This window comes from Capnocytophaga sp. oral taxon 863 str. F0517 (assembly GCF_000466425.1).
Lineage (GTDB): Bacteria > Bacteroidota > Bacteroidia > Flavobacteriales > Flavobacteriaceae > Capnocytophaga.
In genome coordinates, this window is sequence record NZ_KE992094.1 from 55,651 (window position 1) to 71,992 (window position 16,342).

At 41.3% G+C, this 16,342-nt stretch carries 16 protein-coding genes; 8 read left to right on the forward strand and 8 right to left on the reverse strand.

All coding sequences use genetic code 11. The features are described 5' to 3' along the window. Positions 1 to 26 precede the first annotated feature (26 nt). The 6 genes from HMPREF1551_RS02655 to thiL form a co-directional block, all read right to left on the reverse strand. Positions 27 to 413 (reverse strand): type II toxin-antitoxin system VapC family toxin, encoded by a 387-nt coding sequence (locus HMPREF1551_RS02655; protein WP_021627481.1) that lies wholly within the window; start codon positions 411 to 413, stop codon positions 27 to 29. After that, positions 400 to 684 carry a hypothetical protein gene (locus tag HMPREF1551_RS02660; protein WP_196800704.1) on the reverse strand — a complete coding sequence of 95 codons (285 nt, stop codon included), beginning with the start codon at positions 682 to 684 and terminating at the stop codon, positions 400 to 402. The genes HMPREF1551_RS02655 and HMPREF1551_RS02660 overlap by 14 nt, the downstream gene beginning before the upstream one ends. Before the next feature lie 63 nt (positions 685 to 747). Next, positions 748 to 1,347 (reverse strand): ribosome biogenesis GTP-binding protein YihA/YsxC, encoded by a 600-nt coding sequence (gene yihA, locus HMPREF1551_RS02665; protein ID WP_021627483.1) that lies wholly within the window; start codon positions 1,345 to 1,347, stop codon positions 748 to 750. Positions 1,348 to 1,350: 3 nt separating this feature from the next. After that, a complete protein-coding gene (locus tag HMPREF1551_RS02670; protein ID WP_021627484.1) occupies positions 1,351 to 2,115 on the reverse strand; it encodes an alpha/beta fold hydrolase in 765 nt (254 codons plus the stop codon). Positions 2,116 to 2,225: 110 nt separating this feature from the next. Next, positions 2,226 to 3,848, reverse strand: a complete 1,623-nt coding sequence (locus tag HMPREF1551_RS02675) for an SPOR domain-containing protein (RefSeq protein WP_021627485.1) — start codon at positions 3,846 to 3,848, stop codon at positions 2,226 to 2,228. 92 nt (positions 3,849 to 3,940) lie between these two features. Then, positions 3,941 to 4,984 carry a thiamine-phosphate kinase gene (gene thiL, locus HMPREF1551_RS02680; RefSeq protein WP_021627486.1) on the reverse strand — a complete coding sequence of 348 codons (1,044 nt, stop codon included), beginning with the start codon at positions 4,982 to 4,984 and terminating at the stop codon, positions 3,941 to 3,943. 187 nt (positions 4,985 to 5,171) lie between these two features. Between thiL and HMPREF1551_RS02685 the strand changes: the two genes are divergently transcribed. After that, positions 5,172 to 6,701 (forward strand): helicase HerA-like domain-containing protein, encoded by a 1,530-nt coding sequence (locus HMPREF1551_RS02685; RefSeq protein ID WP_021627487.1) that lies wholly within the window; start codon positions 5,172 to 5,174, stop codon positions 6,699 to 6,701. Between the two features lie 18 nt (positions 6,702 to 6,719). Next, positions 6,720 to 7,289, forward strand: coding sequence for a hypothetical protein (locus HMPREF1551_RS02690; protein WP_021627488.1), 570 nt, complete (start codon positions 6,720 to 6,722; stop codon positions 7,287 to 7,289). 6 nt (positions 7,290 to 7,295) lie between these two features. Here the strand turns inward: HMPREF1551_RS02690 and HMPREF1551_RS02695 are convergent, their stop codons facing one another. After that, a complete protein-coding gene (locus HMPREF1551_RS02695) occupies positions 7,296 to 8,423 on the reverse strand; it encodes a hypothetical protein (RefSeq protein ID WP_021627489.1) in 1,128 nt (375 codons plus the stop codon). Between the two features lie 160 nt (positions 8,424 to 8,583). Between HMPREF1551_RS02695 and HMPREF1551_RS02700 the strand changes: the two genes are divergently transcribed. From HMPREF1551_RS02700 to dusB, 4 genes are all read left to right on the forward strand, one after another. After that, positions 8,584 to 10,032 (forward strand): ATP-binding protein, encoded by a 1,449-nt coding sequence (locus HMPREF1551_RS02700; protein WP_021627490.1) that lies wholly within the window; start codon positions 8,584 to 8,586, stop codon positions 10,030 to 10,032. An 86-nt stretch (positions 10,033 to 10,118) separates the two neighbouring features. Next, positions 10,119 to 11,528 (forward strand): alkaline phosphatase, encoded by a 1,410-nt coding sequence (locus HMPREF1551_RS02705; protein ID WP_021627491.1) that lies wholly within the window; start codon positions 10,119 to 10,121, stop codon positions 11,526 to 11,528. A gap of 23 nt (positions 11,529 to 11,551) precedes the next feature. Continuing rightward, a complete protein-coding gene (locus HMPREF1551_RS02710; protein ID WP_021627492.1) occupies positions 11,552 to 12,379 on the forward strand; it encodes a Cof-type HAD-IIB family hydrolase in 828 nt (275 codons plus the stop codon). 3 nt (positions 12,380 to 12,382) lie between these two features. Further along, on the forward strand, positions 12,383 to 13,357 hold the full coding sequence (gene dusB / locus HMPREF1551_RS02715; protein ID WP_021627493.1) for a tRNA dihydrouridine synthase DusB: 975 nt from the start codon (positions 12,383 to 12,385) through the stop codon (positions 13,355 to 13,357). An 11-nt stretch (positions 13,358 to 13,368) separates the two neighbouring features. Here dusB and miaA read toward each other — a convergent pair whose 3' ends face one another. After that, positions 13,369 to 14,274, reverse strand: a complete 906-nt coding sequence (miaA, locus tag HMPREF1551_RS02720; RefSeq protein WP_034544187.1) for a tRNA (adenosine(37)-N6)-dimethylallyltransferase MiaA — start codon at positions 14,272 to 14,274, stop codon at positions 13,369 to 13,371. 67 nt (positions 14,275 to 14,341) lie between these two features. Here miaA and HMPREF1551_RS02725 point away from each other — a divergent pair, with 67 nt between their 5' ends. Beyond that, positions 14,342 to 15,208 carry a CPBP family intramembrane glutamic endopeptidase gene (locus HMPREF1551_RS02725; RefSeq protein WP_021627495.1) on the forward strand — a complete coding sequence of 289 codons (867 nt, stop codon included), beginning with the start codon at positions 14,342 to 14,344 and terminating at the stop codon, positions 15,206 to 15,208. 5 nt (positions 15,209 to 15,213) lie between these two features. Continuing rightward, positions 15,214 to 16,293, forward strand: coding sequence for an AMP-binding protein (locus HMPREF1551_RS02730; protein ID WP_034544189.1), 1,080 nt, complete (start codon positions 15,214 to 15,216; stop codon positions 16,291 to 16,293). Positions 16,294 to 16,342: the final 49 nt, after the last annotated feature.

Consider the following 16,342-nt stretch of genomic DNA (forward strand, 5'->3'; position numbering starts at 1 on the left):
AGTAGATTTAACTATGATTTGCCTCATTATTGTTCTTGAAACAAGGAAATACCTTTTATAAGTTTAAAGTGTTTTAGATTCCTTGTATAGATAGGAACATCATAATATACACCTGTTGTTCCTATAAGTATATCTGCTGGCTCAAGGCTATCATGTTGAATAACAACATCCATTGCCAAACGTGATATATCCTCATTGAGATAGAGGATATTTAGGCTATTGATAAATTTTTTGTATTTCAATCTTTGATTTTTGTCTATTCCCTTATAAAGGCTCAACCAACGATACAATTCTATAAAAATAATAGGAGTAATAGCCACCTTATCTATTCCTATATGATAAAGAATATTTTCTACTATTACCTCATCTTTCTGTAAATAAGCACTTATTATATTGCTATCACAAATTACCATAAATATCTTTTCTATTAAAGGGTTTTAGCTTTCCCTCAGCTATTAATTTTACGGTTATTTCCTGTAATTCAGCTCCTAATTTTTCTAGTTCCTCTTTTCTCTTTCTTTCAGTTTCTATTCTGTAATTGTCACTTTCTTGTGGGATAATTACTTTAGCGGTTATTTCTTCAATCTCTTCTGTAGGAATGTTTTCTATGACTGCTTTTTTCTTGGGTTTGGTTAATACTACTGGCATAATATGTTTATCTAATATAGTTTCTTTCAGTTGCAAAGCCACAAAAATTATACCAAAAAACAAATATAGATAGTAAGGAATAAAGTAACCTTCCTTGATCTATTGGATAGACTGATTGATTTGTTCAATATAATTAAGTACTTCTTCTTTGCCTAATTTGCTTTCAGAAGAAGTAATAAAGTAAGGAGGCATCTCTTCCCAGGTTTCTAAGAGGATACGTTGGTAAGTAGCTACGTGTTGTTCTATTTGTGACGGAGAGAGTTTATCGGCCTTGGTAAAGATAATGGCAAAGGGGATGGCATTTTCCCCCAGCCATTGCATGAATTCTAAGTCTATTTTTTGAGGTTCATGGCGTATATCTACCAAGACAAAAGCACTAACCAGCTCTTTTCGTTTCTTGAAGTAGTCGGTAATGAACTGTTGGAAGGTTTTCTTGGATTGTTTGGAAACCTGCGCATAGCCATATCCGGGCAAATCCACCAAATACCACTGTTTATTGATAAGAAAATGGTTGATCAGCTGTGTTTTCCCCGGTTTGGAAGAGGTCTTAGCCAATCCTTTGTGGTTGGTAAGCATATTGATTAGGGAGGATTTCCCTACATTGGATCGCCCAATAAAAGCATATTCAGGTAGCTTATGTGTGGGACACTTAGCTACTTGAGTATTACTGATTACAAAGGAGGCTTGCTTGATCTCCATAAGTTATAACTTATTGGCAATGAGCCAATTGTTTAGCAATTCGTTAAAGGTATCAGGGTGTTCCATCATAGGGGCATGGCCACACTTCTCTATCCAATGGAGGGATGCATTGGGTAGGAGCTCAAGGAACTCTTCGGCTACTTTGGGAGGTGTTACAGGGTCGTTTGCTCCCCAAATAAGGCAAGTAGGAGTTTTCATATTGGGCAAATCCTTGGCCATATTGTGGCGGATAGCACTTTTGGCGATGGAAAGTGTTTTGATCACCTTCGTGCGGTCATTGACAATAGCAAAGACCTCATCTACCAGCTCCTTGGTAGCTGTTTTAGGATCGTAGAAGACGTCCTCGCATTTCTTCTTGATAAACTCATAGCTTCCACGCTTGGGGTAGCTATCTCCCATGGCACTCTCATAAAGGCCAGAGCTTCCAGTAAGGATGAGTCCCTTGACCTTTTTAGGGTGTAGCTTGGTATAGAGCAGCGCAATATGTCCACCCAAGGAATTACCCAATAGGATCACTTGCTCTAACTCTTTGTAAGTAATAAAGCGACTAAGCCAATTGGTAAGGCTTTTTACTGTACTGGAGAGCAAGGGCAGGTCATAGATAGGTAATTCGGGGGCGATTACTTTATATTTTTCTGAAAAGAACTCAATAGTACTATCAAAGTTACTAAGCCCACCCATCAGTCCGTGTAGAAGGATGATAGGGGTGCCTTCGCCTTTTTCTATATAGGAGAATTTGTCCTCTTTTTTGCGAAAAAGATTTATCATTTTATATCTATTTCTGTAACTACAAAGATAAGAATTTTTTATCAAATAGCAGTCATTATTCTTGAAAAAAATTTAAGCAGGAGATTTTTTATAAATAATTAATTTATAAGTTATTCCACATATAATATCCAAACATCCTTTACTTTCTGTAATTCAGGATTTTGGCTTCGTGCGGTATTGATTTCTTGCTGTTTCTTGAAAGCCTCTGCATAAGTAGGGGCATAAAGTGAATAGGCGTAGTGTAGGTTATTACCAGGATAGAGGAAGCTACCTTCGGCACGCATTCCCTTCTGTCGTAGGCCAAACATATATTTTTCAGCCTTTTCCTTAGTAGAATAAACACCTAAGATAAGATAAAATCCTTTTTTGATATTTTCTGCACTTATTCTACGTACATTATCAGGTATTTTCTCTTCTTGAGAAGGCGTATTGGCCACTTGCTCTACAGGTTGTGTTTTAGGAGCTGTAGCAGTGGTATTGGTTCCTTGTCCTTGAGGGGAGGCATTGGTCTGTCCTTGTCCCTGAGCGGAGGTTTGTGTAGGTTCGTTTTTAATAGTGCTTTGTCCGGTAGCCACTGGCTTGGGGGCAGGTTTTTTTCCTAATAGCTTGTCCACCTCATCATCGCGCAAGGAGGTATTTTCTTCGGTATTAATAGCCAGAGCTAATAGGAAGGCATAATAAGCATCATGGGTAGAGGTAAAACTTGTGCGTAGGTACTCATTGCCTATAGGGAATACTTCGAAATTATAATTAGGAAGCTCGAGAGAGAAAATATCGAATCCTAAGGTATTCTTGCTATTGGGTTTTCTCTGCTTGAGATAATCTTCTCCATGAGTGATAGAACTATTGAAGAAGTTCTTTATTTTTCGGGTCTTTGTTTCTAAATAAAAACCTACATTTTCGGAAAATACCCCTATTTTATTCTCACCTTGGTTGAAATCGGCATCCAACACAGCCCCTAATAATCGAGGAAAGGCTTCCTTAACAGAAGGGATTTTGTAGTTGGTAAAAGCAATGTTTTTATTGCCTTTGACTTCTAAGAAGCCATCTTTGATATCTATTTTTCTAAAAGGTTCCGCCGTATTTTCGTACGCAATTACCAAAGCCCATCCGGCGCAAGATCCTCCTTCTATACTTCCTTGGGCAGCTCTTATATTAGCTACGGTATATTCACCATCCACGGACTTATTACCTTGGATAAGTTTGGTGACGTTGGCAAACATAACATAGGGAGCATTCTTACCCATATAGCGAGAGTCCGTACTTCCGTCAAAGACATATTCCCCTTTGACGGGCGTATACTTTCCTTTGGGAGCCTTCAGTAGGACTTCCTCAACCGCTTCTCGCTTATTGTCCTTAGCCACTGGTTTTCGTGCCACGAGCTCCCCTCTCTCATAAGGATAAGTGGCCGCCCAATAGAGGCCTGCAAATAGGATTTTACTATTCTTAGGGATGGCTATACTGGCAGCACTGGAGGAGAAAGTCTTCTTATCTTTATCAATATCAATATATTCCATATCCTGCCCATCGTTGAGCCTCATACCTCCTACCAAATCATTATAAGGCGTATTTGTGTCATTTTTTCCATCTTTTCGGTTTAGAATATTATTTCCAGTGATAACGATATTTCCCTTGGATAATACTTTATAACGAGTAGTTAGGGTATCACTCTCTTGGGCAGTTAGGTAAGTAATGCCTGTTAGAGAGAGGAGCAAACTAAAGATAATTTTCATATGTACTTTAAGTTTTATTTGCAAATTAACGAATTAGGTGGCAAATGTACGTAAAAAATAAATATTCTTTGAAAAAACAGCAAAAAATATTTTTACTGAAAGGCATTCCAACCTCTTGCTTTGATAGGAATAGCTTCGTTGGCACGGGTGATAAGGTTGCAGCCTTGGGAGGCATCGGTAATGTAACCGATCACACTTAGATTCGGATTTCCTTTTATCTTATCATAATCCTTTTGGGCTATGGTAAAGAGTAGTTCGTAATCCTCCCCACCACTAAGGGCTACCATGGTACTGCTTAGGGTAAATTCTTCACAGGCATTGATCAGAGTAGGGTCGAGCGGTATTTTCTCCTCAATAAGGCGACAGCCGACCTGGGATTGCTTGCAGATGTGTAGGAGCTCCGAGGAAAGCCCGTCGCTGATATCCATCATAGCGGTGGGCTGTACGCCCAATTTTTCAAGCAATAGGACGATATCTTTGCGAGCTTCCGGTTTGAGCTGTCGTTCTATAAGGTACTGATAGGCGTCCAAATCGGGCTGTACATTAGGGTTCACCTTGAAGACTTCATTCTCTCGCTCCAGCACTTGCAGTCCCATATAGGCACTTCCCAAATCTCCACTGACGACAATAAGATCATTCTCCTTAGCCCCATTGCGATAAACGATCTTCTCTTGAGGAGCCATACCAATGGCAGTCACCGAAATGATAAGTCCCCTTGTAGAGGAAGTGGTATCTCCCCCTACCAAATCTACCTTATAGATATCACAAGCCAAACGTATCCCTTCGTACAGTTCTTCTAAGGCCTCTACAGGGAATCGATTGGAAACTGCTATAGAAACAACCACTTGGGTCGCTATCGCATTCATAGCATAGATATCAGAGAGATTGACCATAATAGCCTTGTAACCCAAGTGTTTCATGGGAACATAAGAGAGATTAAAATGAACCCCTTCGACCAAAAGGTCACTGGAGACTACCGCTTTCTGATTTCCAAAATCAATGACAGCTCCATCATCCCCAATTCCCTTGAGTGTGGAGGGAAGGGTAATGGGGAAGTCCTTGGTAAGGTGCTCTATCAGTCCAAACTCCCCGAGCTGGGAAAGATCAGTTCTATGAGTGTTTTTATCCTCTAACATCTTATCTTGATATATTTGGCACAAATATACAATAAAAAAGATTATCCGTTGATGATTAATTATTAATTAACGTAGTTTTTAATTATAAGAGGTTTGAAAATAATTTTTCGTTAAATGATAACAGCTCTCATATAAAAGACTTATATTTGCACCCATTATAAGTAATACAACACTGATTTTCCAAAATATGAGTATAGAAAAATTCAAAGAAACTATCGCAGCAGGCTATCCTGCTCAAGGCTCTCATATTACCTTAGGAGGAGCTATGTATGAGGGAACGGTAATTAAGGACTTATTCGTGAATATTCCTCTAAAGAATCTCAACCGTCATGGCCTTATTGCAGGAGCCACAGGGACAGGGAAGACCAAGACCCTACAAGCCCTTACCGAGAACCTTTCTAAGGCTGGGGTTCCTACCTTGCTTATGGACCTTAAGGGAGACCTCAGTGGTATTGCTGCCATGGGAGAGGAGAAATCTTTTATCAAGGAACGTCATGCCCAGATGAATCTCCCTTATGCTCCGGAGGCTTTTCCGGTAGAGCTACTTACTATCTCCAAACAAGATGGTGTACGCCTACGTGCGACCGTTTCTGAGTTTGGTTCGGTATTGCTTTCTCGTATTTTAGACCTTTCCGATGTACAAGAAGGCGTACTTGCAGTCGTATTTAAGTATTGTGATGACCATCAGTACCCACTTCTTGACCTCAAGGACCTCAAAAAGGTGCTCCAATATGCTACTGAAGAAGGAAAAAGTGAGTTCGAGACCGAATATGGACGGGTATCGCCCGCCTCTACCAGTGCTATCTTGCGTAAAATCGTAGAATTAGAGAACCAAGGAGCAGAGCTTTTCTTCGGAGAGCGTAGTTTTGAGACCGAAGATCTCTTACGTATCGATGAAAAGGGTAGGGGAGCGGTCAATATTATCCGACTTACCGATATACAAGACCGTCCTAAGATGTTCTCCACCTTTATGCTTTGCCTTTTGGCGGAAATTTATAATACTTTCCCTGAAATAGGCGATCAGGAAAAGCCTAAGTTGGTGATTTTCATTGATGAAGCACACCTAATATTCAACCAAGCCACCAAGGCACTGCTGAGCCAGTTGGAGAATATCGTCAAACTAATTCGTTCCAAAGGGGTAGGGCTTATCTTCTGTACGCAAACCCCTACGGATGTCCCCGATGCCGTACTTTCTCAATTAGGGATGAAGATACAACATGCCCTGCGCGCCTTTACGGCCAAAGACCGCCAGGCCATTAAGCTCACCGCTCAGAACTATCCGGAGACTACCTTCTATAATGTAGCGGAAGATCTTACTTCCCTCGGTACAGGAGAGGCTTTTGTAACAGCCCTGGATGCTAAGGGACGACCTACCCCCTTAGTAGCTACGATGATGCGTGCCCCTATGAGCCGTATGGATATACTTTCCGAAGGAGAAATAGCCCAAATATTGGCAAAGTCCACTCTGAAGCGGAAATATAATGAGGTAATAGACCGAGAAAGTGCCTATGAAATCCTCAATGCCAAGATAGCTCGTACGGTAGAACAAGAAGAAACGCCTAAAAAGACAAGCACTCGTACCACTACTACCAAGACTACTGAACCCAAAGCGGCTGCTCCTAAGAAAAGTGGAACCCATCCTGTGGTAAAGCTCCTTACCAGTGCTACCTTTATCCGAGGTGTATTTGGAGTGTTGAGCAAACTAATGAAAAAATAAAAAGGGTATTAAGAAAAAATGAAGTGTATCATAAAATCACTCTTATGGGGAGCCAGTATCGCTATAATAGGAGCCAGCTGCTCCCGTCCAGATAAGAGATACCTAATAACAGACCATAGTGTCGGCAACCTAACAAAGGAAATCCCCCTCTCACAGCTTGATTCGCTATATAAAAATGATTCCTTGGTAAAGACAAAAATATCACTTCAGGGAACATTCAGATATATCAGCGATGAGCGTTTTTTAGTCTATGAAAAAGGGGAGGGCAAACAACTCTTGGAGCTTACTCCTTCTATTTCTTTGGAGGGAGAAGCGCAACATATTCAGGAAATACAAATCCTTGATGAGCGTTTTATGACCGAACAGCATCTCTCTCTCCATAGTACTTTTGCCGATATCAAGAAAGCGTATAAGGATTTTGATTTCGAGCAGCTGCTCACTACGGTGATTGTTACCCCCAAGGGAAGTAATCTCTCTTTTGCTTTTGCCAAAGAAGACCTCTTGCCCGCAGTGGATGATGCCTATACTATAGAAAGTATCCCTGATACCGCAAAAATAAAAAGAATGACGATAAGTTGGATGAATTAGTTCAACTTATCTTTCATTTACATACTTCTTGTAAGTAGCCCTACGACCGAAATCTGTAGGATTGAAGTTTTTCCATAATTTTTGTACAGCCATATTGTCCTCCAGCTCTGGTGTGATGACACACTGTTCCACTCCTTTTTCCTTGAATAACAGATAGCAATCCCTAAAGAGCATAGCAGGTACCCCCTTGGATTGGTACTCAGGGCTGATACCTATAAGGTAGAACTCAACTACCTTAGGATGTCGCCTTGCCTTCCATAAGTGGTAGATGCCAAAAGGGAAAAGCTTTCCTTTTGCTTTCTGTAAGGCTTCTGAAAAAGAAGGAATTACGATAGCAAAACAGATGATTTTCCCCTCTTTGTCCAAGATGAATTTGATAAATTCAGGAAGGATAAAGGGGATATATTTCTTTTTGAAGTATTCTTTTTGCTTTTCAGAGACCGGAATAAAAGAAGAAAGGTTGGCATAGGAGGTGTTGAATAGGTCAAACATCTCATCTACATAAGGGATGATGTCCTTACTGGTCTTGATAGGAGCATAGGAAAGGCCATAACGGCGTTCGACCACATCGCCTGCCTTCTTATAAGTTTCGAAATTAACATTCTTGAGCAAGAAAGAGGATTCTACATAGCCTTTTTCTTTTGTCCAACCAAGTTTTTCGAAGTGAGTTACATAATAAGGATGGTTTGTCCAAGTGATCATCCCACCAATATGATCGAAACCATAGGTCTGTACCCCTACCTTGTCCATATTGGAAAAGCCCATAGGGCCTTCAGCATATTCCAAACCTAATTCACGTGCTTTCTCTAAGGCTTTGTTGAGCAAAGCTTCGGTAACCTCTATATGATCAATCATATCCAACCAGCCAAAACGTACCTTACGCACTCCTCGGCTAATCTCATAATGGTTGATAATGACCGCAATACGCCCTACTATTTGCTGTTTTTCATCATAGGCTAAGTAGAAGGTAGCCTCGCAATTCTCAAAGGCAGGATTCTTCTTAGGATCAAGGGTTTCTAACTCGTCTGTAATCAAAGGAGGTACCCAGGTTTTGCTATTTTTGTATAAGGAAAAAGGAAATTTCACGAAATCGAGCATTCCTTTTTTATCTTCTATTTTCTTTACAGTAATCATCAAATACTATTGCTAATGGCTTGCAAATATACGAAATAAAGGCTGATTAAATAGTGATTGGCAATTAATTAACATTTTGGAGCCTATTAAAAATAAGGCTAATGGCTAATCACCTTATTTTTTTTTGTAACTTTGCGGCGAATTAAGTGAATCGTAAAAAATGAGTGCTTTCCATTCTCTGCGATTTCGTATTTTTGTGAGTCTCATTGGTATTACGATACTCTCCTTTATCACTATTGCGATAGTAACCATATACCAGTATCGCAAGCAATCACAGACCTATCACAACGAGCGACTTTTGCGTAAGGAACAACAACTTGCCATGCACATACGCTATGTGTTGTCTCAAACCACTTTTCCAGTGGAGGATAAGTATATCCCTCTGATTTTTAGGGAGGAGATATACCATATTGCTGATATTGAAAATATCAATTTTAACCTCTATAGTATCAACGGTACATTCCTCATCAGCTCACAAGCAGGCTTGAGAGACAACAAAGAGTTACATTGTATTTCGGACAGCATTCTCACAGAACTCTCCAATTCTGTAGATAAGCGATTGGTAGCACAAGCAAAATATGAGAAGGATAACTTCCAATATTCTTATTCCTATGTCAATGACTTGCAATATAAGCCCTTGTTAATTTTGCATATTCCTCATTTTGAGAATGATACCTTCAATGAGGCATTTTTACAAAACTCTTTATACAACTTGGGTGGGGCTTATTTTGCGATCTTATTGCTAACCATAGGAGTCGCTTTGTTGATTTCTCGTTATATCACCCATTCTCTCAGGCAGATACAGCAAAAGCTAAGAACCACTCACTTCTTAGGGAAGAATGAAAAAATAGATGTGAAGAATACCACCACAGAAATAGGGGAACTTCTCTTCTCCTACAATGAAATGGTGGATGAAATAGAGAAGAGTAAGAAAGCACTAGCCAAGATAGAAAGGGAGAAGATGTGGAAGGATATGGCCAAGCAGATTGCCCATGAGATCAAAAATCCCCTGACCCCGATGCGGCTGAGTGTACAGAATTTCGAGCGAAAATTTGACCCTAAGGATCCCAAATGTGGGGAAAAAGTAGCCGATTTCACTCAAATGCTCCTCCAGCATATTGATACCCTTTCGGATATTTCTGATGCCTTTTCCTCCTTTGTCTCTATGCCTTCACAGAAGAAGGAACAGACAGACTTAAATGCTATTATTCGTCGTACAATCGCTGTCTTTGACCTGCCTTATATCCATTTCGAAAGCAAGCAAGAACAAATAGGTATCAGGGCAGATAAAAATCAGATGAATAGAATGCTTACCAATTTGCTCAAAAATGCTATCTATGCTACCGATAATACGCCTATTCCTTCTATAGAAGTGTTGTCATATGCGGATGAAAATAAGGTTTATATACAGGTGAAAGATAATGGCTCAGGAATACCAGCTGAATTACAGGAACGTATCTTTGAACCTAAATTTACCACCAAAAATACCGCAGGATCAGGCCTGGGACTGACCATGGTCAAGCATATTATCAATGCGCATGGGGGCACCATCTCCCTTAGCTCGGAAGTAGGAAAGGGAACCACCTTCACTGTAGAACTTAAAAAATGAAAAATGAATAGTGAGAAATGTACAGAATAATGATTGGGCATCAATCGTTTAAATAATAAAGACAATTATCTAAAAAATAAAAACAAATGGAAAGAAGGAATTTCTTAAAAAATTCTGTATTAGTGGGATTGGGATCACTCCTTATTCCCTCAGCAGCACAAGCACAAGCCTCAGAGACCTTTGCTCGTAAGAAGGCAAAAAATATTATTTACTTGGTCAGTGATGGGATGAGTATAGGAACTATGGTAATGGCAGACCTCTATAGCAAACGTATCTTGGGGCGCAGCAGTGCTTGGATGAGTCTCTATGAACAGAAATTGGCTGTAAAGGCCTCTATGGATATGCAATCGGCCAGTTCTATAGTAACCGACTCTTCAGCGGCCAGTTCCTCCTGGGGGTGCGGACACCGTATCATTAATGGAATGATCAATATCGGGGTCAATGGGGAAGTATATACGCCTATTCTACAGAAATTCAAGAAAGCAGGCAAGAAAGTAGGTTGTGTAACGACTGTACCTATCACCCATGCTACTCCAGCGGGTTTCTCCACCAATAGCAAAGAGCGAAAAGCACAACCTAAAATAGCCGAAAACTATCTTGACCTACGCTTCGATGTGATGATGGGAGGGGGAGATAACTACTTCAATGCTGAAAAGCGCAAAGATAAGCAGGATATGTATGCCAAATATGTATCAAAAGGTTTTACTGTAGTAAAAAATGTAACAGAAATGAAGGCTGCTCCTAAGAATGTGCCTTTATTAGGCGTATTTGACAAAAATGCCTTACCCTATACAATAGATGAGAATAACACTAATAAGAATGCAGCGATCCCAACTTTGGCACAGATGACCCAAAAGGCGATTGAGATGATGGCCGACCACAAGGAAGGCTTTGTCCTTCAGGTAGAAGGAGGAAAAGTGGACTGGGCTGCTCATGGAAATGATATAGGTGCCTTGCTCTTTGATCAATTGGCTTTTGATGATGCCATACAAGTAGCGATGGATTTTGCCAAGAAGGATGGAAACACCTTAGTAGTAGTCACTTCTGACCATGGAAATGCCAATCCAGGGCTGATCTATGGAGCGGAATGTAACCAAAATTTTGATAATTTGGCTCATTTCCGTCATTCCAATGACTTTACCTTACAGAGCATCAACCTAACCGATACCCCCTCCCAGGTGAGAGACCGACTTATTTACAGCTTTGGCAAAGTCCCATTTTCCCTTGAGGAAGCCAAACAAATTCTCTCCTTCTATACCGAAGGAAAACAAGAAAATGGACTCTATAACTACTTGAACCTCCCCTATAGTCTTTTAGCTGATATACAGAAAAAACATACTTCGGTAGGATGGATCAGTATGGATCACTCCTCCGACTATACCGAGCTGGCGATGTATGGCCCAGGTAGTCAAAACCTACCCCCCTTCATAGAAAACTATAAAATGCACAACTTCCTACTGACTGCCGCAGAGGTAGATATGTTGGAGAAATATTAGAAACCCTTAGAAAACAATGGATTATGTCCTATAAAATTCTATTTTCAGATATAGATGGCACTCTACTCGATGCTGATCGTACCCTTTCTCAAAAAACGATCAAAGTACTCTCCGAGCTCAAAAATCGCTTTCCGATCGTACTAATATCTTCTCGCATGCCGGTACAGATGTACTATCTGCAGGAGAAAGCAGGTATCTTAGGGATGCCCCTGATTGCCTATAATGGAGCCTTGGTTTTGGACAAGGAAGGAACTGTACTTCATTCGGTAGAGATACCCCACAGCCTTTGTGAGCAGATTGTAGCACTCAATGAGGTACATACCCATGGGAAACTACATATTAGCTTCTATAACTTTAATGAATGGTATGTACCACAGATAGATCATTGGGCAGAGCGTGAAGAGCGTAATACCGCCACTACCCCTGTAGTAAAACCCAACCAAGAAGTACTCTCCTTGTGGCGCCCTGAGCAAAAAGGTGCTCATAAGCTCATGCTTATGGGAGAAGAAGCCCTGGTGGAGCGTATGTGGCAAGCCTTGCAAACCCAATTGGAGGGGCAACTTCAGCTCTATAGAGCCAAGAACACTTATATAGAAATCACCCTACAAGGTATCTCCAAACTCACCGGTATAGAAGCCTTCTTGACACATCATAAGGAAATCACCTTAGCAGATGCCATAGCATTTGGAGACAACTATAACGATCAAGAGATGCTCGAAGCTGTAGGCTTGGGAGTGGCTGTGGCCAATGCCCGTGATGAAGTGAAGGCTATCGCCAATGCGGTAACCCATCACCACAAGGAAGATGGAGTAGCGCGCTACTTAGCTCAAATGTTTGATATAGCATTATAATATATGGTAAAAATAGGTTCGGTAGCCTTGGGTGAATTTCCCTTGCTCTTAGCCCCCATGGAAGATGTCAGTGATCCGCCCTTTCGCCGCTTGTGTAAGAAGCATGGGGCGGATATGCTCTATAGTGAGTTTATCTCCTCCGAAGGGCTTATCCGAGATGCAATAAAAAGTAAAAAGAAGCTGGACATCTTTGATGACGAACGCCCTGTAGGTATCCAAATATTTGGTGGCGATGAGGAAGCCATGGCACTCTCGGCGCGAATTGTAGAGACTGTATCTCCGGATGTGGTAGATATCAACTTCGGCTGTCCGGTCAAAAAGGTAGTAGCCAAAGGAGCTGGAGCGGCCGTACTCAAGGATATAGACCTGATGGTACGCCTCACCCAAGCGGTAGTCAAAAGTACCCATCTGCCGGTAACGGTCAAAACACGCTTGGGTTGGGATAGTGATACTATCAATATAGAAGAGGTAGCCGAACGCTTACAGGATGTAGGTATACAAGCCCTCTCCATCCATGCGCGTACCCGTGTACAGATGTACAAAGGCCATTCCGATTGGTCGTATATTGCTAAAGTAAAGGAAAACCCTCGTATTCGTATTCCCATCTTTGGCAATGGAGATATAGACTCACCAGAGAAAGCCCTGGAGTACAAAAACCGATACGGAGTAGATGGTATCATGATAGGCCGTGCTGCTATAGGCTATCCATGGATATTTGAAGAGATCAAGCACTACCTTGCCACCGGAACCTTGCTTTCTCCTCCTACACTCACCCAGCGAGCAGAAGCCGCCCTACAACACCTATTGTGGGCTGTAGAATGGAAAGGAGATCGCTTAGGAATCCTCGAGACCCGCCGGCACTACAGCAACTACTTCAAGGGCATTCCCCACTTCAAGGAATACAAGCAGCAACTTGTTACCCTTGACAACTTAGAAGCCTTGAAGGAAATCCTGCTGAAAGTGAAGAGTGATGAGTAGTAGTCTAAAAATCAGTGCTCCATCTTTTTTTCAATGTGATTGATAATATTTTCTCTATTTTCTTTGTAATCAAACCATTGTATATCAGTTGCCTTCTTGAACCAGGTAAGTTGTCGCTTGGCGAAGCGGCGGGTATTCATCTTGGCACTTTCTATAGCTTCAGAAAGGGAGGTGTGGCCGCCCCAAAAATCAAAAAACTCACGATACCCTACTGTTTGTAAGGCATTGAGGTGGCGATAGGGGAGCAGCCGTTCTATTTCCTGAAGGAGCCCTATGCGGAGCATGACTTCCATACGCTGGTTGATACGCTCATAGATCACCTCTCGCTCGGCTGTAAGCCCTATGGAGATAGGAACGAAGTTGCGTTGGGTGGTTTTCTGTTGTAGGTAATAGGAGTAAGGCTGCCCAGCACTTAGGCATACCTCCAAAGCGCGTATCATACGTTGGGGGTTTTGCAAATCTACCTTTTGGTAATAGGCGGGGTCTAGCTCCTGTAGCTGTTGCTGTAGGGCAGTGATACCTTCTTCCTTATATAATAGGTTTAACTGCTCACGTACTCCTTCCCTTGTAGGAGGGAAATCGTCCAAGCCTTTGAGTATGGCATCATTATAGAGGCCACTACCGCCTACCATAATAATTATATTCTTTTTACGGAAGTAGTCAGATAGGAAAGCCGTCGCCTCACGCTCAAAGTCCCCCACAGAATAGGAGTCAAAGATACTTTTGTGCTGTATAAAGTGATGTGTAGCAGCGGCCAATTCCTCAGGAGAGGGGACGGCTGTACCGATACACATTTCCTTGTAGAACTGTCGGGAATCACAAGAAAGAATTTCAGTATCAAAGTGTTGGGCTAAGGCAATGGCCAAGGATGTTTTTCCTATGGCTGTAGTACCTACAATATTAATCAAAAAATTCATAGCAGTCTTCTTTTGCCAATCAAGTATTTTTTTGTACTTTTGCAAAAGTATAATTTTTTTGGGACATATGTATCTTAAAAATGGATTTTTTGTCAAGAACCAATGGTTCTATGTATTACCTATTGGTTTGTTTCTTTTTCTCAATATAAAGAGTTTCTTTGCTCCTGAGGTGGACTATAGTGCTTTTGTAGCACAGATAGGGGAATTGCCTTTTTTTGCTGTGAATGTAGGACTCTTCTTTTTTTTCTTTTGGGGATTGTTTTTTATTGTTAGGTTTATACACCAGCAGCCCATAGTCAAATTCACCACAGGGCGAAAAAGAATCGATTGGAGACGTGTTTTCTTTAGTTTTTCGCTATGGGGAAGCTTTATCGTAATACAAACAGGACTTAGTTACACACTTTTCCCTGAGGATTATAGTTGGAACTTCGAACCAATCCCTTTTTTTAGCTTGCTACTGCTCTCCCTACTGTTGATTCCCTTCCAGTCAGCCTTTGAAGAATATTTTTTTAGGGGGTATGTCCTACAAGGGATAGCTATATTAACTAAAAACCGTTGGGTGCCCTTGATTTTTAGTTCTTTATTCTTTGGTTTGGTACATGTTAGTAATCCAGAGATCGCCAAGATGGGCTATGGTTTTTTAGCCTTCTATATCAGTTTGGGATTTTTCTTAGGAATTATTACCTTGATGGACAATGGTTTGGAATTGGCTTTGGGTTTTCATATCGCCAATAACTTCTTTATCTCGTTTCTGACGACCTCCGAATGGAGTGTTTTCCAAACGCCTTCTTTGCTCAAGGAAGTCAGTGTTCCTGAGATTACATTGCTCTATACCATTACATTCTATCTGCCTTTATTTGCATTGTTGTTTATCTTTGCTAAAAAATACCGATGGAATAGCTGGAAGACAAGGCTTTTGGGTAAGATAAATTAATGGAAATGGATACACTTGTAAAAGACCACCTACATAGCCAAGCAAAAATCAATGCTACCCCTTGTGATGAGATGGGAATAGAGCAGTTAATAGCTACTTTTTCAGAAAGTGAGGAGGCTTACCTACAGAAAACTGCTAAATTCCTCATAGAATGGTTTTCTCCTCAAGAGTTCCTTTCGCTACACACCTCAGGTACCACAGGTACTCCTAAGCAGATTACCGTCAGGAAGGAACATATGATTCATTCAGCGATGCTCACAGGGGCTTTCCTACAGTTGCAAGCAGGGGATCGTGCCCTTTGTGTACTTCCTACCGACTATATAGCAGGTAAGATGATGCTCGTCAGGGCGCTGGTTTTGGGGCTTTCTCTTGAGTTGTTCCCCCCCAGCGGCACCCCTTTTGCTGCGACAAGTGATAATTTTGATTTTGTAGCACTCACCCCTATGCAGGCAATGAAATCCTTAGGTGAACTCCATAGAGCCAAGAAGATCATCCTAGGGGGCGCCCCTATTTCAGCTGCTATGGAAGCCCAATTGCAGGAGATACCCACCGAGATATATGCCACTTATGGAATGACCGAGACAGTTTCCCATATTGCCTTGCGCCCTATAGCCCCCAAAGCGCGACATAGTAGGATATACACCACAATAGGGAAGAGTAGGGTATGGCAGGACAGTAAAGGCTGCTTAGTAATTGACTGTCCTGAAGTTGCCGAAGAAGAAATCCACACCCATGATGTGGTGCGCCTACACGGAGCACATGCCTTCGAGTGGTTGGGGCGATTGGACAATATCATCAATTCGGGAGGGGTGAAAATCTACCCAGAGGGCGTAGAGCACAAGCTCGCTTCATTCATCTCGGATCGTTTCTTCATTTGGAAAGAAGCAGATACTTTGCTGGGAGACCGAGTTATTCTCCTGATAGAGGGTAGGGAAGCTGACTATCCACATTTGCTAGAAAATTTACAAAAAGAAACTATCTTCTCTAAGTATGAACTACCTAAAAAAATATACTTTCTTCCTCATTTTCAGCTTACTGAATCAGGGAAAATTCAGAGAGAAGGTACCGCAAAGTTACTTTTGTAACTTAAAACGAATATCCTTAACGTGAGTTCGATATAAGAAAGTTACTTTT